The organism is Thioalkalivibrio thiocyanoxidans ARh2 (assembly GCF_000385215.1).
GTDB classification, from domain to species: Bacteria; Pseudomonadota; Gammaproteobacteria; order Ectothiorhodospirales; family Ectothiorhodospiraceae; genus Thioalkalivibrio; species Thioalkalivibrio thiocyanoxidans.
This window is the reverse complement of record NZ_ARQK01000042.1, coordinates 26,110-47,236: the sequence shown is the minus strand read 5'-3', so window position 1 is coordinate 47,236 and position 21,127 is coordinate 26,110. Positions and strand designations below refer to the sequence as shown.

The window sequence follows — 21,127 nt, the reverse complement described above, 5'->3', positions numbered from 1 at the left end:
GTTGAGCAGAAACTGCTGGCGGTGGCAGCGATATGCCAGACCAGGCCTGGCAGCACGTAGGGGTTAGCCCTTGTTCGCTTTTGTTCAGTGCTTTATGGGCCAAAGGGAAGGTCTGCCCCGGGTCCGCGAAGCTCGGCGTGACTAACCGGTGTGGAGGATGAACAAGGCAAGCAGCAAAATGATGTTCGTGGTGATCGAAACCCAAAGAATTACCGTCTTCCAGTCCGGAGTGTCCGGGGTAGGGCTGGACGTCGTTGGGCGTGGTGTCTGAGACGCCCTGGTGTTGGAATCAAAGCCATGCTTAGGGCTGGTTCGATTGCTTGCGCCCTTCTTGTTCGGTGGCGTCCTTTTCTCGTACATGTAGTCGCGATCGTAAAGTCCCATCTCAGGCTCCTTGTCTTGTCCCTTACAGTCCTACATGACCGCCTTCCCTCAAACTACGCGGGCCAGAACAGGCGGGTCAGCGGGACCAGCGCGCGGGTTTCTGAATCGGCGTGGTCGTAGTGTTCCATCAGGGCGGTGACCAGGCCGTTGAGGTCCATCAACATTAGCGGGATCTTCGCCCGATCCGCCTCGTACCGGGCTTCTTTGGTGAAGCCGCCGGTACTCACGTAAAGGCCCTTGTCGTCGCCGTGGCGTCCGCCCAGGAAGCTGCGCACCTCCTGCGCGCCCATGGTTGTATGCGGACGGTGTTTCACCTCGACCACGATGCGCGGCGACTCGAATCCGAACCCATCGGGGGAGGCGATCACGTCCACGCCCCGATCCGGCCCCGGTGAAGACTCTCGCGTCTTGTAGCCCATCGCACGTAGCAGGCCGGCCACCAGGCTCTGCATTTCCCAGGCATCCAGACGGCTCACTCGATCCTTGATGATCTCCACCGCCTCTTCGCGGTAGCGTTTCAGCAGGGCTTCCTCGTCCTCGCCGTCATCCTGTTCCTCTGCGGGAACCGGTGCGGTCGCTTGCCCGCTCACCAGGGCTTCGATCTCCTGCCTGACGGCATCCGAGAGCCGGAACAGCGTGAGGGTAGACCCGAGAGAATTCCGCGCAGCGAGCGACAAACGGTCCCGATCCAGCTCCGCCTGCCACTCTACGGCGCGCACGTTTTCGCAGGGCGGCAGCACTGCCGTGTCGTGCCGGTACTCCCCCGTAATCGTGCCCACGTGATAGATCCGGCGACTGGAGTCGTACGTGAGTACCCGGTCTCCCGCGGCCATCTCGTCCCGAAAACGGATCAGCTGGCTCGCCGCGCTCAGGCGTCGGCCGTCGGGCCAGTCCGGAAAGCGTGAGCGGTATTCTTGTACCAGCGATGCCTTGTCCGCGAAGGCGGAAAGATCGCCTATCTCTTCCCAACCAATCCCGACATGCGCCTTTTCTCGAAACTCATCGGCCTGCCGCCCTCCCTGGCCCGCACGCACCATCCACATATTCACTTCAGCCATCATGCCCCCTGTTCAACATCTTGATCCGGTTCAGTATGGCAGCCTCTCCGTCGTCGCCTTACACGATCTCCGCCCGGCGCCCCCGGCGGCCGATTTCAGCGTCGAAATGGGCGCTTTAAGGCGTTGAACAAGCCTTCAGGGGACGGTAATCGTCTGCAATACAGATGGTTACCGTGGTCCGACCCCGTCATTCTCGCATCGTGTACCGGCGTGATTCCGGTCGGGTGAGGGTTGTCCGCGTCTGGCGAAGCGAACGCCTGCTGCACCTGCCTGGTGGAGCGTCGAACAAGAACTAGGCCGCCACCAGACCTCCGCTCACGGTTCGTGGCGTTTGAGCGCCATCCCGGAAACCGCAAAGCGGTTATCCGGGATCTCGGCCGGCGGGGTAGGCGTTAGCGTCAGAGATCTCGATTCTCCGCCTCGCTCTGGCCGGGATGACGCTTTGGCCGCGGAAAAATAAATCTGTCCCCGTTTTTCTGGTTGCCGTGGTCCGCCCCCGTTATCGTGGCCTCTAGTTATGCGTGGACCTAATCCGGGGAAGTGGACAGCTGGGATTGTCCAGAGTGCGTGAAGGCCCCATTTCGGGGGCGAAATCCCTGGTCTAAGGCTCACAAATCGCCTTTGAGCGCCCGAAAGTCCATTTTCTACAATGCGTTACCGTGGTCCGACCCCGTCATGCCTTTAATCCTTATTGTGTGCCTCCCGACCGCGAGGCGCCGATCCTTCTGTGGCTACATTGGAAGAAGATGGGTGTCCTCTTTACTATGATTCGTTTCCACAGGACAGGGAGAACATATGCCGGAGCGCAAACCCAAGACTTTTCAATATCGCTACGTGGAAGGCCTGAGTAACGGGAGGACATTGGAGCAACTGCTTAGGCCGGTGTTGTATCACGAATACAAGACCATTAAGCAGCGCGCCGAGTCCGTTACGGGAGACGATCCAGACGAGCAAGTCCGGCGCTGTGTCAACCACAAGGCCAAGGACGGTAACGCCCTCTTTGGTGAAATGATCCTCTACGCTTTGGGGCAGAACAAGCAGACGGTTACCGTGAACGAGGATCTGGAGGAGCTGCCTACAGAGCAGATCAGGGCGCCTAAGACCTCCGCCGGGGAAGCGCGGGAATTTATCGAGGGAGTCGTCTACTTCATGGTTATCGACAACCACATGGTGGTTGTCCAATCGCTCGCGCTTCGGGACCGGGATCTGGAAGGGCACCTCAACTGGCTACTATTCGAATGTGCTAACAAGCTGGAAGACGGCGAGGTCATCGTCCTAAAACGGGAGTTGAGCGTAACCGCCAAGACACAGATGAGCGGAGTGCGCTCGGTGCAAATCGGCGCACCGCTTATGCGGCGGGAACAGACACCAGCGCCTGACAGTCCAACCCACAAGGGTAACCTTCGCACTCGATTTGTTTTGACGGACATGGGCAAGGAGGTTCTTGAGGCGATCTTCAGCAGTGGCGGATTGGACGGCCTCGGGGTCGACGACCTAGAGGGGGCAGACAATCTGGAGGTCCAGATCACTGTCAAGCGCAAGGGTGGTTCAACGAGGCCTGGTAATCCCGCCGAGAACACCATTACGGCACTAACCACGCACCTAAGACATAGCCACATGGAGGATGTGGTTGTGGACACCAAGCAGGGCAAGATCCAGGGTGAGACACTGTATCTGACCGAGAAGCGGCACATAGAATGCGAAAAAGGGGTACCCCTCAGGAACAAGCTGTTCCACTCTATGAAGGAATGGCTTGAGCAAAAGATTGAGGATGGATCGATAACTGTATGAAATGGGCCTTGTCGGCAGCGGTCTTATTTTTCGCGCCCCTCTTTGCGGGGGCGTGTTGGATACCGTATGAGCTGCATGACGACATCTTTCTTCATGCCCGTTGGGGCGGTTCGGCGGGAACCGCGATCGCAGGGGGGGTGGTGACCTTGTTGCTTACCCATCTCCAGCACCTCGTGGCAGAAGACGTGAAGATGGGCTGGAGAGAAAAGGTTCGGCGGGTTTCGGTGGTCCACCGCCTTCGGATCCGCTTGGCTGGCATCTTTGCGGTCGCAATTACGTTTCTGTTGCTCATGCTCGCTTTGCCGGTCGTGGGGCCCGCCTCGCCTGAGGTACTGCAGCCATACTGGGCAGCATTCCCGCCGGCGGCCGGTGTCTTGATCCTGTTTTTCGTCGTGTCCATGCTTGTCTGGCTGGCACAGGTGAGTAACGCCCAACGCAGGCTGTGCGAAAAGGCCGAACAGCAGAAGGACAAGGAAGCCTTTCTGGGCAGACTGCGGGAAGCGAATGATCAACCCTTGCCCGATGACAAGCAGCGGGTAATTGACGGCCGCATGCAGTAACCCCTCTGAACCCCTTCATCGCCCGCGGCCCGTAGGGCGCCTTCTAGTCTGCGCTCATCGGAACGAAGAGCGGAGGCTCCGCCTTGAAGCGTATCCCGATCTGACGGGCCGGACAGCACACGGCGAGCAGCGGCGGCGACCTGACCTTTTCCGAGTCCGACGTGGAAGAAATCGCCCGGGTGTATGATCCGGCGCTCCACGAGGCCCCGATTGTGCTGAGCCATCCGCGCACCGATGGCCCGGTCTATGGTGGGGTCGAAGCGGTCGAATACAGCGACCCCGCGTTGCTGCTTGCCGCACGTCCGCGCTAGGTGCAACCTGACTTTTCCGGCTGGGTCCACCGGGGGCGGGTCAAGAAGGTGTCGGCGGCGTTCAGCGACGCAGATTTCCTCTGGTTCGGGGGGTAGGTGTTTTCCGCGTTCTTCCAGCGGTTCCGCGAGTGGTTGGTAGAACGCTCCGGCGCTGCGGAAGCGGACAACGTCATTCCATTTTTTTGGCATCGAATTCCTTGGCGAGGAAGCCCGCCGGCGTGGGCCCACGGCCGCTACCGAGTTCAGTGTCCACCACCAGGAGGTGTCTGTGCCTACTCAACACACGCCCGGCCCGCAGCAGCGCCAGCCCGCCCAAGCAGCGCCAGCCCGCCCATGCCGCTGCCAGCGCTTTCCCCCGACCCTCCCCACCGAGTTCGCCGAGCGCGAACAGCGCCTGTCCCGACATAGAACAGCGGCGCACCAACCGCGAGGAGGGGCTGCGGCACGCGGTCGTCTAACGCCAGGTCGATGCCGGCCAGACTACAGAGAGTTGACGTGATCCGACTCCGTTATCTGCCGTACCTAATGTTAGAGGATTGATCAATTTGTATATATTTGAAATAGTGAAACTCCGCCAAATGCGATGGTAAGAATTACACCAATCACAGAGACTGCAATTGAGGCCCGGTTCTTCTTATCTTTGGTTTCAATTGTCGACTCTAGGAACTTGATGTCCTTTGCTAGCTGCTTTAAGCCATTGAACCCCATCTCTGAATCATTGGAGTCATAAGCTAGCTTTAACATCTCGAGCTGGTTTCCATGCTTTGGCGATAGAGCCACGAATGGAAGATCATTTTCAATTGATTTAATGATGCTTGCCAATCGGCTTATTTCCTCTTCAGTAAAACTTAGGGAATAATGCAGATTGAAAATAAAAGGCGTATAGCCGGTCACACGAGTTAGGAGATCTTCGCATATATCGATCGGAGTTCGGTATCGCTTTGAGAATTCCTGATTGCTGCCCGATACTTGTCTGTAAATGATCGAAATTTGTTCAATAGCCCTTGAATCGTCGGGTTCTCGATGAAGGATGTTTTTTATAGATCGGAAGAACTGCCGCCTTCCATTCTTAGCAACAAGGCCTTTCGTTACAATGAGCAAAAATGGGACGTAGAAAACTAATACGGCAAACAAGAATACAGCCACTAATATGCTTTCTTCCACGACGCCTCCGATTCACTAGCTGTGATTGGGTAGGGGCACGGTTATTGGATTAACGTGCGCGTGTGTTTAGTTGAATGTTGGTCCGGTCTCACCGTGTAGAAAAAGGAATTGAAATTAGTGGGATGTGTGTGCGTGGTGGTGCTCAGTGCAGGGAAAGCTCGCTCAGCGGTCGCTGCGGTTGGCGCCCACGATGGGCCATGAATCCGTTGTGCTTATGCGCGATTGTCATGTCAGGCGCCAGTGGTCGTTGTCGGTGGTGGCCTGGCCGAGGATTTGGAGGGCGGCGAGGACCTGGGTGATGGACTTCGTGGGTTTGCGCTTGAAGTGGCTGGCCAGGGCTTCCGGGGTCTGGGGGCCGATGGCGAGGAGGCGGCGGACGGCTTCGACCTGGTCGGGCATGGATTTGGGCCAGGTGGGCTTTTTGGCCGGTTCGGTCGCGGTCTCGGCGGCGGCCTCGGGTTTGGCGTCCAGTGTGGCGGTGGTCTGGGTGGCTTCGGGGGCCTGGAAGTCGGGGCGCAGCCAGCGGATGTGGCCCTGGGCTTCTTCGGCGGCGCGTTCGGCGTTGAGGGCGACGAGGCGGCTGAGGAGTTCTTCTTCGGCTTCGGCCTGGTCGGCGGGCTTGTCCGGCAGCGGGGTGGTGGCGCCGGGGCGGCCGACAAGGCGGTCGGCGAGGTCGTTCCAGCCGTAGGCGTCGAAGACGGCGCGGTCGAGGTCGTCGTGCAGTTCGCGCAGCAGGGAGACGAGGCCCTGTTCGTGGATGGTGCGTTCCTTGTCGGTCAGCGGTTCTTCGGCGCGCAGTTTTTCCAGCACGTTGTACATGCCGGTGAGGGTGAGGTCCGGGTGTTCGGCCTGGCGTGCCTTGCGGTGAGCGTCGATGCGTTCGGCGAGGTCGCCGATGGTGGCGGGCTGCGGGTCGTCGAGTTCCGGGAAGGGAAAGTTCAGGAAACAAGGACCATTCTGCCAGCGCGGCCGGTCTTCCAACGTACCCCCCTGGGCAAGTGCCCACCGGACATGGAGCCGGCTGCTGAGAATGCCGAAGAAATGTGGCTCCTCAAGGGCGATGACTGCCAGCGAGCCGTCGGCAAGCGTAGTGGCACGGTCAAGAAGGACGAAATATCGGTGCTTGGAGACTTCGCTGGTGGCGATGTACCTGGACAACCCGCGCAGCGCGGCTCTCATTTCGCCGCGGCCACGCCCAAAGAGCCACCAGTTCTCTCTGAAAAATCGGTCCTTGTTGTGTTCGCGGTGTGGTCTTACTTCGTCGACGACTTTCTGAAAACCCGGCGGAAAGGCATCTTTTGCGTCGCCTTCGTCCAAGCCGAAAAAGTCGATGCAATAGCGTGGTTCACGTCGCTTCGTGAGGTCTGATCCGGCTATGAGTTGCGGGAGGAAGCGAGCCCAGTCGGGGTTCTCGGCGAGCCAGTGATGTCGCTGCTCCGGATTGACGAGGAAGCCGTTGCCGACCAGCTTCACGCCCTGAAAGACCAGCCCGTCGTTCGAGGCGAGGGGCTGCGCATCCACCAAGGCGGCGCCGGCGGTGAGGTCGGCGAACAGGATGCCCCGTCGTTCCAGAAACTCGATGGTCCGCGCTTCATCGCCGGAATCCTCTTCGGTGCGTACGCGCTGAAGGATGCCCGGGGCGGGCGCTTGTCCGCCCACCGTCATCGCGATACGGACGGCGGCGCCGTCGACGGAATCCACCCAGGGGTGGTCCGGGATGGCGAACAGCAAGGCGAGTGATCTGCGCAGATGGGGATCGACGACACCCCGGTTACGGCTCTGGACGATGCTGTTGGTGGTGATGAAGCCGAAACGCCGAACCGCGCCTTTCGATACGAGTTCGGCCGCTTTGTGCCACCAGTACATGACGAAGTCGCAGGCGGGCAGCTCGGTATAGGTGGCGCGGACAGCTTCGGTGTAACCGTCGCCCAGCGCGTCTCGCATCCGTTTTTCGCCGATAAACGGTGGGTTGCCGACGATGTAGTCGGCTTCGGGCCATTCGGTGCGGCGCGGGTTGCTGTAGTGGTAGACGGGGGTGCGGGCGGTCTCGTCGGGGATGAGTTCGCCCGTCACGGGGCTTTTCTTGTAGCTGATGCCGTCCCAGATGGTGACGGGCTGGCCGTGCTCGTCGGTCATGGGTTCGCGGGCATCAAATTCGATCAGCGCGTCGCGGCATTCGATGTTGTGGAAGTCGCGCAGGATGGGTTCGGGCAGGCTGAGGCGGCCGTGCAGGCGGTAGTGCCATTGCAGGTAGCCGATCCACAGCACGATTTCAGCGATGGCGGCGGCGCGCGGGTTGATCTCGAGCCCGAGGAACTGGTGCGGGTCGACGGTGAGGCCTTCGGTGTCGAAGGTGGCCTGGCCGGCGCTCAAGTCCCGGATGAGGTTGAGCACTTCGCCTTCGAGGCGCTTGAGGTGTTCCAGCGCGACGTAGAGGAAGTTGCCGGAGCCGCAGGCGGGGTCGAGCACGCGCACTTCGCGCAGGCGCTGGTGGAAGCGGTGCAGTTCGTCCAGGGCCTTGTCGGGCTTGTTCTGCTGCAGCCAGGCCTCGGCGGCGACCTGCACGGTGTTCCATTCGGCGCGCAGGGGCTCGATGAGCGTGGGCATGACCAGGCGTTCCACGTAGGCGCGCGGGGTGTAGTGGGCGCCGAGCTTGTGGCGTTCGCGCGGGTCCAGCGCGCGTTCCAGCAGGGTGCCGAAGATGGCGGGTTCGACGAAGCGCCAGTCGGCCTTGCCGGCCTGGATGAGCAGGCCGATCTGGTCGGCGTTGAGCGGGATGGGGTCGATGTTCTGGAACAGGCCGCCGTTGAAGCGCTGCACCTTGTGCATCAGCTGGCCTTCGTAGCCGCCGGTGTTCATCGTCTCCCACAGCGAGCGCATGGCGTCGGGGAAGTGTTCCGGGTTTTGCTGCAGGCGCTCGAGCAGGGCGGTGAAGCTGCCCTTGGGCAGGAGTTCGACGTCCTCGCTGAACATGGTGAACAGGCAGCGCTTGAGGAAGTGGGCGACGCGCTCGACATCAAAGCCCTGCTGTTCGAGGGATTTGGCCAGTTCGGCCAGGCGCGCGCTGACCTCGCGGGTGACGCGGGCGGCGTGCTTGCTGGCGTCGAGCTGGTCGGGCGCCAGCCACAGGTGGCGCAGGCGCTGCTGGATCTCGGGGTCGCGCAGGTCTTCCAGGCGGATGCGGTGGCGGCTCGGGTCCGGGAAGGGGACGTAGGTGCCGCCGGAGCGGGAGAACTCGGCGTAGAGCTCGAGGCTGCGGCCAACATCGGTGACCACGATGAACGGCGGGCGGCCTTCGTCTTCCGGCAGGGCGCGCACGTACTGGTCGGCCTGGTTCTGCGCGGCGAGCATGGCCTTGTCCCAGCCCTGGGTGTGCAGGCCCTTGCCGGTCTGCTTGGCCTCCAGCACGAAGCAGCCGCGGCGGTAGAGGTCGATGTAGCCGCGGTTTTCGCTGCCGTCCGGGTTGCGGATGGTGACGCGGCGCTCGAAGACGTAGGCGTTGTCGCGGGTGTCGTCGCTGGCCGGGTCGGGCTGGGGCAGGTCCAGCAGCGCGCACAGCTCGGTGAGGAAGAGCTGGTAGTTGGCGCGCTCGCTGCCGCCAGTGTCGCGCCAGCGGTCGAGAAAGGCCTCGACCTGCTCCGGCGCGGCAATGGGGGCGGGGCCGGATTCTTCGGCGTGGGCCGGGCGGGCCGCGAGTCCATCCATGTGACGTACGTCCGTTTTCGTTCTGTGGAGACCTTACCGATTCCGGGCGCGGTTGTCCTGTCTGGGTTGGTTGTGGGGGTGGCTTGCGTTGGGAGATCCCGGCTCTCCGCTTCGCTACGGCCGGGATGACGGGGAGGGGGGTGTTGCTGCGGCCGGGACGACGAGGAGGGGGGTGCGGCCGGGATGACGAGGAGGGGGTTGCGGTCGGGATGACGAGGAGGGGCTGCGGCGGGAATGGCGAGGGGGCACGGGTGGTGAGGAAGGGGAGTTGCGTCAGGGGTGACGAGGCCGTTGCCGTGAGGTGGTGACGCGGACCAGCAGTGTCATTTGCGACGAGTGGAGCGGGTGAGAGCGGTCTGGGGGCGTCGCGGTGCGATAGGCTTTGACAGGGGGCGGGGAGCGCGTAGAATACGCGGCTCGAAGACGACAGGCGCGTAGCTCAGTTGGTTAGAGCACCACCTTGACATGGTGGGGGTCGTTGGTTCGAGTCCAATCGCGCCTACCAGCATTTTGAGAAAGCGAGCCGGGTCTCCCGGCTCGCTTTTTTGTTTTGGGGATACGGACCATGGAAAGGTTCGCACGGTCGGTACATGCTGCCGGTATGGGTGCTTCGTTGGGGGCGGGTGTCGGACATCTGCGAATGAACGCGCGTACGTGGCTTCAGCCGCTGCTTGCGGCGTTGCTGCTGGCGTTTCTGGCGGCCTGTACCCCGATGCAGCCGGCACCGGACCGGGTGGATCGTGTTCCGCAGGCGCCGACGGCCGAAGGCGAACTGGCGACCTGGCTGGGCAGCCTTCCAGCGGTCGAGGACGACGGGCAGACGGGGTTCCGGCTGCTGGATACCGGGGCGGAGGCCTTCCAGTGGCGGGTGCAGAGTGCGCGCAAGGCGCAGGAGCGCATCCATATCCAGTACTACATCTGGCGCGATGACGTGGCCGGTCGCACGCTGCTCGGGGAGCTGCTGGATGCGGCGGACCGGGGCGTGGCGGTATCGCTGTTGCTGGACGACATGGATTTACGCGGCAGTGATGACCTGCTGGCCGCGGTCAATCAGCATCCCAATATCGAGGTTCGCGTGTTCAACCCATTTCGTACGCGCCGGGGGGCGGTGCGCGCGGGGGTGGAGTTTGTCTTTCGCGGCAGTGACCTGAACCACCGCATGCACAACAAGACGTGGGTGGTGGATGGGCATCTGGCGATTATCGGCGGGCGCAACATCGGGGACGAGTACTTCGAGGTCAGCCCGTATTACAACTTCACGGATCTGGATCTGGTCATGGTCGGCCCGCTGGCGACGGAGGTGGGTCATTCGTTCGTGGAGTACTGGAACAGCCGGGCGGCAATCGAACTGGAGCGCATGCGCCGGGTGGAACAGGACCCGGAGAAGCTCGCACGCCACCGGGACAAGCTCGATGCCTGGCGGGCCGAGCACCAGGAACATCCGTTGCTGACGCTGGAACCGCTGAATGGCGTGCCCCTCGCCCAGCCGATTGATGATGCCGGGGCCTACACCTGGACGGATCAGGCGAAGCTGGTCGTGGATGACGTGGGCAAGGCGAAGGGGCACGAGCACAATCGCGAGGGGGTGGCCGAGGCGGTGGCGCGGCGACTGGACGAGGTGGAGCACGAGTTGTTGATGATCTCGCCGTACTTCGTGCCGCGGCGGGACGGCACGGCGCAGCTGGTCGCGATGCGCGAGCGGGGCGTGCGGGTGAGCGTGCTGACGAACTCGCTGGCGGCGAATGATGTGGCCTTTACCCATAGCGGCTACTCGCGGCGCCGGCCCGTTCTATTGGAGGCCGGGGTGGAGTTGCACGAGCTGCGCCCGACCGCATTGCCGCCGCGCGCGGCCGAGGATCGCGATATGGGGATCGGTTCGTCGCATGCGAGCCTGCATACCAAGGCGCTGATCATCGACCGCGAGGAAGGGTTTGTCGGCTCGTTCAACCTGGATCCGCGCTCGCGATACACCAACACCGAGCTGGGCGTGTTCCTGCGCGAGCCGGAGATCGTGCAGGAACTGCTGGAGCTGTACGAGCACAGCACGCGGCCGGAGCTGGCGTATCAGGTGCGGCTGGATGACGAGGGCTGGCCGGTCTGGACGGACGACGAGGGCACGCTCTATCGCACCGATCCGAAGGCCGGTATCTGGCGGCGCTTCCTTTCGGGTGTGACACGACTGGTACCGGTGGAGCCGCTCCTGTAGACAGGGGCTTGTCCTGCCGGCCGATATTGGAAAGGGGTATCTACATGGAATGTAATGCATGCGGGCGGGACAACCCGCCCGAGGCGCGCTACTGCAACGGTTGTGGAGCGAATCTGATCGAGGCGGCCGCATCGCCGCAGGCGCACGCCGGGCCGCCGGAGGATCGCGCGGCCTTTGGCGGGTTCTGGCGGCGCGTGCTGGCTACCCTGGTCGACATGGTGGTGATCGGGGTGCCGCAGATCATGGCGCAGATGGTGATCAGCCCGGAGACGATGGCGCCCAAGGGGCCGGAGCCCGAGCTGATGACGGCCGATATTGCCTGGATGCTGATCAACATCCTGGTGGCCTGGCTGTACTGGGCCGGGATGCACAGCTCCCGCTATCAGGCGACGGTGGGCAAGATGGCGGTGGGGTTGCGTGTGGTCGACTATCACGGCGAGCGCATCACCTTCATGCGCGCCACGGGCCGTTATCTCGCGGAGATCCTTTCCGGGCTGCTGTTCGGCATCGGCTATCTGATGGTGGCCTTTACCCGCCGCCGCCAGGCCCTGCACGACCTGATCGCGGAGACCTTTGTTGTACGCAAGGAGTGGCTGAACTGAAGAGTGGCCGAGATGGGCCTCGCGCGTTTGTGAACTGCACCCGGGCGTTGGGAGTCCGTATGGAAGAACCCCTGGCGGGGAACTAGTCTCCAACGGAAATCCATACGGGTATACCAGCCCCAAGGAGCAGAGATGAAAATCGACACACTGATCGAGACGGCCGAGGCGATGGTCGCCCCCGGGAAGGGCATTATTGCGATCGACGAATCCACCGGCACGATCGGCAAGCGATTTAATGCGGTGGGGGTTGAGAACACCGAGGAGAATCGCCGGACCTATCGCGAACTCCTGCTCACCACGCCCAAGCTGAACGAATACATCTCCGGCGCCATCCTCTATGACGAGACCCTTCGCCAGTCCACGCGGGACGGCAAGCCGTTCGTGGATGTGATGAATGAATCGGGCGTCCTGCCCGGCATCAAGGTGGATACGGGCGCGAAGGACCTGGCGGGATTCCCGGGCGAGAAGGTGACCGAAGGCCTGGACGGGCTGCGCGAGCGTCTCGAGGAATACGCCAGGATGGGCGCGAGGTTCGCCAAGTGGCGCGCGGTCATCACCATTGGCGAAACCATGCCGACCGATACCTGTATCGAGGCCAATGCCCATGCGCTGGCGCGCTACGCTGCGCTTTGTCAGGAGCAGGGACTGGTGCCGATCGTGGAGCCGGAGGTCCTGATGGATGGCGATCACGACATCGAGACCTGCTACGGCGTCACCGAGGCGACCCAACGCGCGGTGTTCCGCGCTCTGTACGACCACCACGTGCTGCTGGAGGGCACGATCCTCAAGGCCAGCATGGTGATCCCCGGCAAGGACTGCCCGGAGCAGGTGAGTGCGGACGATGTGGCCCACGCGACCCTGCGCTGCCTTGCCTCCGCGGTGCCCGCGATCCTGCCCGGCATCGTGTTTCTCTCGGGTGGCCAGAGTGACGAGGATGCGACCGCGCACCTGGATGCGATGAACCGCATTGGTGGTACGCCCTGGCCGCTGTCGTTCTCCTACGGGCGTGGCATGCAGCAGGCCGCGCTGAAGCTCTGGGGTGAAGACATGCAGGCGAATTTCGAGAGCGCGCAGAAGACGGTGTACGAGCGTGCCCGCGACAATGGCCTGGCCGCGGAGGGCAAGTACGCGGCCTAAGTCGCGTGGATCGCGAGCAGCGGGCGCGATATGCAACCTGCGGCATAGTTGATCTGAATCAATCCCTGCCCGCTTTGAGCTTCATAGACTGAGACTGCCGGGTACGAGCCGATCGGCGGGGGCACAAGGATCAGCGCTGTCGGCGCTGTGCCCCCCCGCATCTGTTCTCCGGCGGTGTATGTCGCGTCTTGGCCTGTTACCCCCAGGGTGACAGGCCTTTTTTGTGACCTGTGTGGTGGCTCTGGCAGGCTCCCGGAGCATTTTTTTGTCCGCGCAGATCGGAATGAAACAGGGCCGATTCTCATTCTATCCCGCGCGTATGCGCAGCAATTCCGGTAGTCTGCGCACCCGTTTGCGGCCAGACCGATGGAACAAAATCGGCCGATGCACGTCCGGAATAACCGGGAAGAGGGCCGGAACAGGCCCAGCTGGTATTTGCGCTCAATCCAATTCAAACCACCAATAGGAGCCAGTCAATGAATCTGACTCGGAGAGAATTCCTCGAAGCCATGGTCGCGGCGAGTGCCGCCGGCTTCTCGATGAATGCCTGGGCCGGCGAGAAGGGGTCCTGGAAGCCCCTGAGCAGCGAGATCTACGACATTCCGAAGTTCGGCAACGTCTCGTTCCTGCACTACACCGACTGCCACGCGCAGTTGAAGCCGATCTACTTCCGCGAGCCGAACGTGAACATTGGCGTGGGCGACATGCAGGGCAAGCCGCCGGTGCTGGTGGGCAAGGAGCTGCTCGAGTGGTTCGACATCAAGCCCGGTTCGCCGATGGCGCACGCCATCACCCATCTCGACTACGTCGACGCGGCGGAGAAATACGGCCGCATGGGGGGCTTTTCCCATCTGTCCACGCTGGTCAAGAAGCTGCGCGCCGACCGGCCGAATTCGCTGATGCTGGACGGCGGCGACACCTGGCACGGCACCGCGGTCTCGCTGTGGGAAGACGCCCAGGACATGGTCGATGCGCAGAAGCTGCTGGGCGTGGACATCATGGTGGGTCACTGGGAATTCACCTTCGGTGACGACCGCGTGATGGAGATCGTCGAGAACGACTTCAAGCCGAATGGCATCGACTTCCTCGCGCAGAACATCGAGGACCGCGACTGGGGCGACCCGGTGTTCGAGCCCTATACCATCCGCGAGATGAATGGCGTGCCGGTGGCGGTGATCGGCCAGGCCTTCCCGTACACCTCCGTGGCCAACCCGGGCTACATGTTCCCGGACTGGAGCTTCGGCATCCGCGACGAGAACATGCAGCGGATGATCAACGAATGCCGCGAGAAGGGTGCGAAGGTCGTCGCGATCCTGTCGCACAACGGCATGGTTACCGACATGGAGATGGCCCGTAATCTGGAAGGCGTGGACGTGATCATGGGTGGTCATACCCATGACGCCATTCCGGGCGCGATGGAGATCAAAAATGCCGGCGGCGAGATCACCCTGGTGACCAACGCCGGTTCCAACGGCAAGTTCCTGGGGCTGCTGGACCTGGACGTGGGCGACAACGGCGTGCGCGACTACAAGTTCCACATGCTGCCGGTGTTCTCCAACCTGCTGGATCCCGATCCGGAGATGGAAGAACACATTAAGAAGGTCCACGAACCGTACGAGGGCAAGCTGAACGAAGAGCTGGCGGTGACCGAGGGTGTGCTGTATCGCCGTGGCAACTTCAACGGCACCTTCGACGAAGTGATCCTGGACGCGCTGCGCGACAAGCTCGACGCGGAGATCGCGCTTTCGCCGGGCTTCCGCTGGGGCGTGAGCGTGCTGCCGGGTCAGCCGATTACCTACGAAGAGCTGATGACCCAGACGGTGACGACCTACTCCGAGACCACGCGCAACGAGATGACCGGCGAGCAGCTCAAGAACACGCTGGAAGACGTGGCCAACTCGATCTTCAACCAGAACCCGTACCACCATCGCGGTGGCGACATGGTCCGCACCGGTGGCATCAAGTACACCATCAACCCGCACGAGTCGATGGGTTCGCGGATCAGCGATATGGAGATCAACGGCGAGCCGATCGACATGGACAAGAAGTACGTGGTCGCCGGCTGGGCGAGCGTGGCCGAACCCCTCGATTCCACGCCGGTCTGGGAGGTGGTCGAGGACTACCTGCGCGACAAGGGCACGGTCGAGGTCAGCAAGCCCTACGTGCCGAAGCTGAAGAACGTCGAAGGAGATCCGGGCCTGGATCTGTAATTCGACCGTTCCGTGGTGGCCCGGATGTCATGGTCCGGGTACCCTCGAAGCCGCCTCACCCGCTCGGGTGGGGCGGCTTTTTTCATGGAGGGGACATGGAGTCGATCGAGGCGACGGCGTCCGAACTGCTGTTCTACTGCCGCCCGGGATTCGAGCCGGACCTGATTGCCGAGCTGACGGAGCGGGCCGCGAACGCGGGGATGGCCGGCTACCCGCGTGCGAAGCCGGATACCGGTTACGTACGCTTTGTCCCGGCGGATGGTGATCTGGCCGGGCTGGCCGCGGCCCTGCCACTGGATGGGTTGATCTTTGCCCGCCAGCGCCTGCTGGCGCTGCACCCACTGGAACGGTTGAGCCGGGAGGATCGGGTGACCCCGATCCTGGACCAGCTCCAGTTGACGGGGCTTTGTTTTGATTCGGTCTGGCATGAGTGCCCGGATACCAACGAGGGGCAGTCGCTCGTGCGGCTGGCTCGGGCACTCGACCGCCCCTTGCAGGCCGTGCTGCGCAAGCGCGGGCTGCTGGTGCCGGACGCGGCCGGGATGCGCGCGCACCTGTTCTGGTCCGCCGGCGATCGCGTCCAGATCGCGTTCTCCAGGCCCGGCGAGCGCAGCGAGTGGCCGGAAGGCAAGCTGCGCCTGCGGACTGCGCCTGACGCGCCCAGCCGCTCCGCACTGAAGCTGGAGGAGGCCTGGCATACCTTCATCCCGCGCGCGGAGTGGGACACGCGGCTGGCCGAGGGGATGCAGGCAGTGGACCTGGGGGCGGCCCCCGGCGGCTGGACCTGGCAGCTGGTGCGTCGCGGGATGTACGTGCATGCGGTGGACAACGGGCCGATGGACGCGGCGCTGATGGCCACCACCCAGGTCGAGCACCACCGGCAGGACGCCTTCACCTGGACACCGCCCAATCCGGTGCACTGGCTGGTCTGCGACATCGTGGACAAGCCGGCGCGGGTGGCCGCGCGCATGGCCGACTGGCTGGAGGCCGGCTGGTGCCGCGAGGCGGTGTTCAACCTGAAGCTGCCGATGAAGCAGCGCTGGCAGGCGGCGCGGGACTGCCTGCAGCAGGTGCGCAAGCGGCTGGACGCGGCGGGGATCCCGCATGCGCTGCAGGCGCGCCAGCTCTACCACGACCGCGAGGAGATCACGGTGCACGTGCGCCGGCTCGACGCCTGAGTTCACGCGGAACCCGCAGGCCCCCGCGGGACAGACCTCGGTGTGGCGATGCCCGTTACCGCGTCACTCGCCCTGCACGGTAATGGTGGCCGTGCGGGTGTGCGGGGCGTAGCGGTGTTCCCAGAGGAACAGGCCCTGCCAGGTGCCGAGCACCAGGCGGCCGCGCCCCACCGGCACGGTCAGGTCGTTGTGGGTGAGCATGGCGCGGGCGTGTGCGGCCATGTCGTCGTCGCCTTCCATGTCGTGGTGGTAGGCGGGGTCTCCGTCCGGGGCCATGCGCGCGATCAGGGTCTCCAGGTCGCGGCGCACGTCGGGGTCGGCGTTCTCGGTCACCAGCAGCGAGGCGCTGGTGTGATGCTGGAAGACGTGACAGGTCCCGGTGGTGATGCCGGAGGCGCGCACGACATCCTCGACCTGGCGGGTGATCAGGGTGGTTCCGCGCCCGTCGGTGCGGATCTGGATGCTGTCCTGGTATACGGCCACGCGGTACTCCGTTGCGGCTTGGGGTTGGGGCGCAACAGATTGCGCGGGCACGGCGTGGGGTGCAATCCCGGAGGGCCAGGACCGGCACGGCGTTGGGGGTGCGGCCTCAGCGATCGCTGCCGCGCGCGCAGGGGGCTGCGGCCTCAATGCGTTCGCGGCGCTCGCGGCGTTCGCGCTGGCGCCGGCGTTCCTCGGGGTCGGCCGGGTGTGCCCAGGGTTTGACCAGCGGCATCGCGAAGTCCATACCGGGTCCGACGACGCGGATGTGGCCGCGGTAGGCGATGTGGATCGGCGGCGCCGGGAGCACCGCGCTGTGCACGCGCAGGGTCTCGTGGTCGGCCTCGACATCGAGGATGTGGCGGCGGTAGTACAGGCGCGCGCGCAGCCGGCGCACGCCGTCCGGCAGCACCGGGTCCAGGTGCAGTATGTCCTCGCGCGTCTCGATGCCGAGGAAGCAGCGCTGCACGATATCGATGGACCCGGCCATGGCGCCGGTATGGATGCCCTCGGGGGTGGTCCCGCCCTGGAGGTCGTGGACGTCGCTGTCCAGCACCGTGCAGAACAGCCGCCAGGCGTGTTCGCGGTCGGAACGCGCCAGCACCCAGGCATGGCTGACGAAGCTCAGGGTGGAGCCGTGCGAGGTGCGCCGCAGGTAATAGTCGACGTTGCGCGGGATCAGGTCGGGGTCGAAGCGGTAGCCGAGCTTCTCGAAGATCAGCTGCAGCTCCTCGGCCGTGAACAGGTAGAACAGCATCAGCACGTCGGCCTGCTTGGAGGCCCGGTAGCGGTTGGGGCTGTCGCCCGCGGCCTCGAGGATGCGGTCGAGGCGCATGTTGAGCCCGTATTTGCGCCCGTAGTCCTCCCAGTCCAGTTCCTCGAGCTCCCCGTAGCCCTCGAACTGGCTGATGACCGGCTGGCCATCGGGGTCCTCGTGAAACGGGATGCGCAGGCGGCGGCTGAGGGTCTCCCAGTGATCGCGGTCTTCCGGCCCGATGCCGAGGCGGTCGCACAGGGCCTCGCGCTCGCCGGCCGGCATCAGCTCCCAGACGTCCACCGCGCGCGACATCAGCCAGGCGACCATCACGTTGGTGTAGGCGTTGTTGTCGAGTCCGCCTTCCTGCTCGGGATCCACGTCGGGGTAGGCGTCGTGGTATTCGTCGGGCCCCATCACCCCGCGGATGTCGTAGCGGTCATCCTCCGGGTCGTGGGTGGCGACGGAGGCCCAGAAGCGGGCGATCTCCAGCATCATCTCCGCACCCTCGGCGTGCAGGAAGCCGTGGTCCTGGGTCACCTCCCAGTAGTGCCAGATGTTGTAGGCGACGGCGGCGTTGATGTGCCACTGGCGGTGGGTGTTGTCCGGCAGCCAGCGGCCGGACTCCGGGTTCAGGTGCAGCCGCTGGCTCTCCTCGCGGCCGCTGGCGCCCGACTGCCAGGGAAACAGTGCGCCGCTATGCCCGGCCTCGCGTGCGGCGCGGCGCGCCTCGGGCAGGCGGCGGTAGCGGTACAGCAGCAGCGCATGGGTCAGGGCCGGGCGGCGCAGGTTGAGAAACGGGAAGATGAACAGCTCGTCCCAGAAGATGTGCCCGCGATAGGCCTCGCCGTGCCAGCCGCGGGCGGGCACGCCGACGTCCATTTCGGTGGTGTGTTCGGAGACGGTCTGCAGCAGGTGGAAGGTGTGCAGGCGCAGCTTCATCTCCGCCTCGCTGTTGCCTTCGGGGGCGCCGCAGGTGTCGGTCTCGGCCTCCAGACCGATGTCGAAGTCGTCCCACAGCTGCTGCCATGCGCGGCGGTGGGCCTGCAGCAGGCTGTCGAACGGCGGGGCGTCTTCCAGCAGGCGGATGCCGGCCTCCAGCGGCTCGCTGATGGCGTAGTCGCGCGAGGTGTGCAGGGCGACCCGTTTTTCCACGGTGATCGGGGCCGCTTCCCGGGCCTCCACCTCGAGCAGCAGCACGGCCTCGACCTCGCTGTCGTCGCGGCTGACGGCGGCGGGGAGCGGTGCGCCGTCGGCAGCGTGGACGCGGGTGGAGGTCACGACGGCGACCTCCAGCCGGGACTGCAGGGTGCGCGCGCGCAGTGCGGCCAGGCAGGCGCCATCCCGGCCCTCCGGGGCTGGCGGGTGGGCAATCTCCAGCACCTCCAGGTGGCGGCCGGTCAGGTCGCGGTAGCGCTCGACGCCGTCGTTGATCACGCCGCCATCGATCGCCGAGCGGATTCGCAGCGGGCCGCTCCAGTCCACCGGGGTCAGGGTGACCTGCAGCGCGCCCAGGTGGGGGTGGTCCATGCTGACGAATCGGCGCTCCTCCCACAGCGTGCTGTGCCCGGCCTCGTCGGTGAAGCGGAAGCGCCGCGACAGCACGCCCTCGCGCAGGTCCAGCTCCTGACGGTAGTCGCGCACCGTGACCGCGTCGATGCGGAACCACGGGCCGTCGGCGATGGCGATGGTGAGCGGCAGCCAGTCGGGCAGGTTCACCAGGTCCTCGTTCTCCACCTCGTGCCCGGCCACGGTGGCGGAGGTGCGGTTGTAGCCGCCGGCCAGATAGGTGCCGGGGTAGTGCACCCCCGGGCGCGCGCAGCGGCCCTCGCGGGTGCCGCTGTCGGTGACCGCGCCGCGGGTGCAGAAATAGCCATTGCCCGTGGTGCACAGGGCCTCGCGCAGCCCCTGTTTGTCGGGGTCGTAGCCATCAAAGGAGAGGTGCCAGCGGGACATGGGGTCTCCGGTTGCTCAGTGGTTACCTCGGGCGTTCAGCAGGCGTGCGAGGACTTCGAGGAAGCGGCGCACGCCTTCGGTGTCGTCCAGTGCCAGGTCGGCGGCGGTGGGGCGATCTTCCTCGCCGCGCACCGCAATGCCGAGCCCGGTGCCGGCGAGGGCCTCGAAGGCGTCCTCGTCGGTGATGTCGTCGCCCAGGTAGATCGGCAGGACATCGTCCCGGTCCAGGTCCAGGCGCCGGAGCAGCCAGTGCACCGCACGCCCCTTGTGCCAGTTGGTTCGCGGCTGCGCCTGGAATACCTTCTTGCCGTGGCTCAGGGCGAGACCCGGGTGCCGGTCGAGGATCTCGCGCACCAGTTCCTCGGTGCGTTCGGCATCCTCGGCCGCGGCCCGGCGTACATGCACGGCGAGGGAGAAGGTCTTGCGCTCGAGCTGCACACCGGGCATGCCGGCATCCTCCAGCGCCTGCTGCAGGGCGGCCTCGGTATCGTCGAGTTCGTCGAGGTAGTGCTCGCCCTGACCCAGACGCTCGTGAAAGCCGTCCGGGCCGGCGACCTCGAAGCCGTGGCTGCCGGAGTAGTAGGCGTCCTCCAGGTCGACCCGGCGGCGCACGTCGTCCAGGTCGCGCCCCGAGATCACGGCCAGCGGGCAGCATCCGGCGAGCCGGGCGAGGACCTCGCGCATGGGCGCGGACAGCACCGCCGCGTCCGGGTCTTCCACGATCGGGCTCAGGGTGCCGTCGTAGTCGAGGAACAGGGCGGGCCGGCGCTCTTCCAGGTGTTCGCGCAGCAGGGCCTCGGCATCCTCGAGGGTGGGCAGGGCGTCGAGTGTCGCCACCGCGAGGCCGGTGTCGCCCAGCCGCAGCGCGGCGCAGTCGGAGATGACCACCTGCGCGCCGGCCTCGCGGTAGCGCTCGCCGTGGTCGCGGCTGCGGTCGATGCCGACGAGCAGGGCAAAGCCGCCGCGCTGCCCGGCCTCGATGCCCACCGGGGCGTCCTCCACCAGCGCGGCCTCGTCCGGCGCGACGCCCAGGGCCTCGGCGCAGGCCACCGGCAGATCGGGTGCCGGCTTGCCGGGCAGGTCGTCGGCGGCGGCATCCTCGCCGTCGATGATGGCGTCGAACAGGTCGGTGATCCCGGCGCTCTCCAGCACCCGGCGGCCGTTGCGGCTGGAGGTGAACACGCCGCAGCGCACGCCGGCGGCGCGCAGTTCGCCCAGCAGGCGGCGGCTGCCGGGAAACACCGCCACCGGGTGCTCGTCCAGCCACTCGCGGAAGTAGCGGTTCTTCAGGTTGCCCAGGGCGTGCAGGGTCGAGGTGCCGGGGGCATCGCCGAGCTCGCCACGTGGCAGTTCGATGCCGCGCGCGGCGAGGAAGTCGGCCAGGCCCTCCAGCCGCGGCTTGCCGTCCACGTGGAGCCGGTATTCGCCGACCGCGTCAAACGGTTCCTGGCCGGGCGCGATGCGCGGCAGGGCCTCGTCGAACATGCGCTTCCACGCCGCCGCGTGGGCCTCGGCGGTGTCGGTGATCACCCCGTCCATGTCGAATACCACGCCCTTCACGCGCATCGGGGCAGGCACGGATTCCGTCCGGCTCATGCGGCGCCCTCCGGTGGCCGGCGCCGGGGTGCCCG

At 64.8% G+C, this 21,127-nt stretch carries 14 protein-coding genes, 1 tRNA gene and 1 pseudogene; 10 read left to right on the top strand and 6 right to left on the bottom strand.

Annotated features, from left to right (window positions below):
- Positions 1-437: 437 nt before the first annotated feature.
- On the bottom strand, positions 438-1,445 hold the full coding sequence (locus tag G372_RS0104580; protein WP_019624291.1) for a restriction endonuclease: 1,008 nt from the start codon (positions 1,443-1,445) through the stop codon (positions 438-440).
- Positions 1,446-1,636: 191 nt separating this feature from the next.
- Between G372_RS0104580 and G372_RS14440 the strand changes: the two are divergent.
- The 4 genes and pseudogenes from G372_RS14440 to G372_RS14300 form a co-directional block, all read left to right on the top strand.
- Positions 1,637-1,738, top strand: a pseudogene (locus tag G372_RS14440) (type II toxin-antitoxin system RelE/ParE family toxin); the annotation flags it as partial.
- 499 nt (positions 1,739-2,237) lie between these two features.
- On the top strand, positions 2,238-3,233 hold the full coding sequence (locus G372_RS0104575) for a hypothetical protein (RefSeq protein WP_019624290.1): 996 nt from the start codon (positions 2,238-2,240) through the stop codon (positions 3,231-3,233).
- Positions 3,230-3,793, top strand: a complete 564-nt coding sequence (locus G372_RS0104570) for a hypothetical protein (RefSeq protein WP_019624289.1) — start codon at positions 3,230-3,232, stop codon at positions 3,791-3,793. Before G372_RS0104575 ends, G372_RS0104570 begins: the two co-directional genes overlap by 4 nt.
- Before the next feature lie 161 nt (positions 3,794-3,954).
- Positions 3,955-4,104 carry a hypothetical protein gene (locus tag G372_RS14300; RefSeq protein WP_019624288.1) on the top strand — a complete coding sequence of 50 codons (150 nt, stop codon included), beginning with the start codon at positions 3,955-3,957 and terminating at the stop codon, positions 4,102-4,104.
- Between the two features lie 540 nt (positions 4,105-4,644).
- Here G372_RS14300 and G372_RS14170 read toward each other — a convergent pair.
- Both G372_RS14170 and G372_RS0104555 read right to left on the bottom strand, forming a co-directional pair.
- Positions 4,645-5,268: a hypothetical protein gene (locus G372_RS14170; protein WP_155998825.1), complete on the bottom strand. Its 624-nt coding sequence runs from the start codon at positions 5,266-5,268 to the stop codon at positions 4,645-4,647.
- 225 nt (positions 5,269-5,493) lie between these two features.
- Positions 5,494-8,973, bottom strand: coding sequence for a DNA methyltransferase (locus G372_RS0104555; protein WP_019624286.1), 3,480 nt, complete (start codon positions 8,971-8,973; stop codon positions 5,494-5,496).
- A 428-nt stretch (positions 8,974-9,401) separates the two neighbouring features.
- Between G372_RS0104555 and G372_RS0104550 the strand changes: the two genes are divergently transcribed.
- The 6 genes from G372_RS0104550 to rlmM all read left to right on the top strand — a co-directional run bounded on the left by G372_RS0104550 (position 9,402) and on the right by rlmM (position 16,306).
- Positions 9,402-9,478: transfer RNA gene (locus G372_RS0104550), tRNA-Val, on the top strand.
- Between the two features lie 135 nt (positions 9,479-9,613).
- Positions 9,614-11,179 (top strand): phospholipase D family protein, encoded by a 1,566-nt coding sequence (locus G372_RS0104545; protein ID WP_020008832.1) that lies wholly within the window; start codon positions 9,614-9,616, stop codon positions 11,177-11,179.
- A 44-nt stretch (positions 11,180-11,223) separates the two neighbouring features.
- Positions 11,224-11,781: an RDD family protein gene (locus G372_RS0104540; protein ID WP_019624284.1), complete on the top strand. Its 558-nt coding sequence runs from the start codon at positions 11,224-11,226 to the stop codon at positions 11,779-11,781.
- Between the two features lie 132 nt (positions 11,782-11,913).
- Positions 11,914-12,918, top strand: coding sequence for a class I fructose-bisphosphate aldolase (locus tag G372_RS0104535; RefSeq protein WP_019624283.1), 1,005 nt, complete (start codon positions 11,914-11,916; stop codon positions 12,916-12,918).
- 476 nt (positions 12,919-13,394) lie between these two features.
- Positions 13,395-15,128, top strand: coding sequence for a thiosulfohydrolase SoxB (gene soxB, locus G372_RS0104530; RefSeq protein WP_026340386.1), 1,734 nt, complete (start codon positions 13,395-13,397; stop codon positions 15,126-15,128).
- A 95-nt stretch (positions 15,129-15,223) separates the two neighbouring features.
- Positions 15,224-16,306 carry a 23S rRNA (cytidine(2498)-2'-O)-methyltransferase RlmM gene (rlmM, locus tag G372_RS0104525; protein ID WP_019624281.1) on the top strand — a complete coding sequence of 361 codons (1,083 nt, stop codon included), beginning with the start codon at positions 15,224-15,226 and terminating at the stop codon, positions 16,304-16,306.
- Between the two features lie 63 nt (positions 16,307-16,369).
- Here the strand turns inward: rlmM and G372_RS0104520 are convergent, their stop codons facing one another.
- The 3 genes from G372_RS0104520 to otsB form a co-directional block, all read right to left on the bottom strand.
- Positions 16,370-16,789 (bottom strand): secondary thiamine-phosphate synthase enzyme YjbQ, encoded by a 420-nt coding sequence (locus G372_RS0104520; protein WP_019624280.1) that lies wholly within the window; start codon positions 16,787-16,789, stop codon positions 16,370-16,372.
- A gap of 106 nt (positions 16,790-16,895) precedes the next feature.
- Complete coding sequence (locus G372_RS0104515) at positions 16,896-19,496, bottom strand: glycoside hydrolase family 65 protein (protein WP_019624279.1); 2,601 nt, start codon at positions 19,494-19,496, stop codon at positions 16,896-16,898.
- Positions 19,497-19,511: 15 nt separating this feature from the next.
- Positions 19,512-21,092, bottom strand: coding sequence for a trehalose-phosphatase (gene otsB, locus G372_RS0104510; protein WP_244263182.1), 1,581 nt, complete (start codon positions 21,090-21,092; stop codon positions 19,512-19,514).
- Between the last annotated feature and the right edge of the window lie 35 nt (positions 21,093-21,127).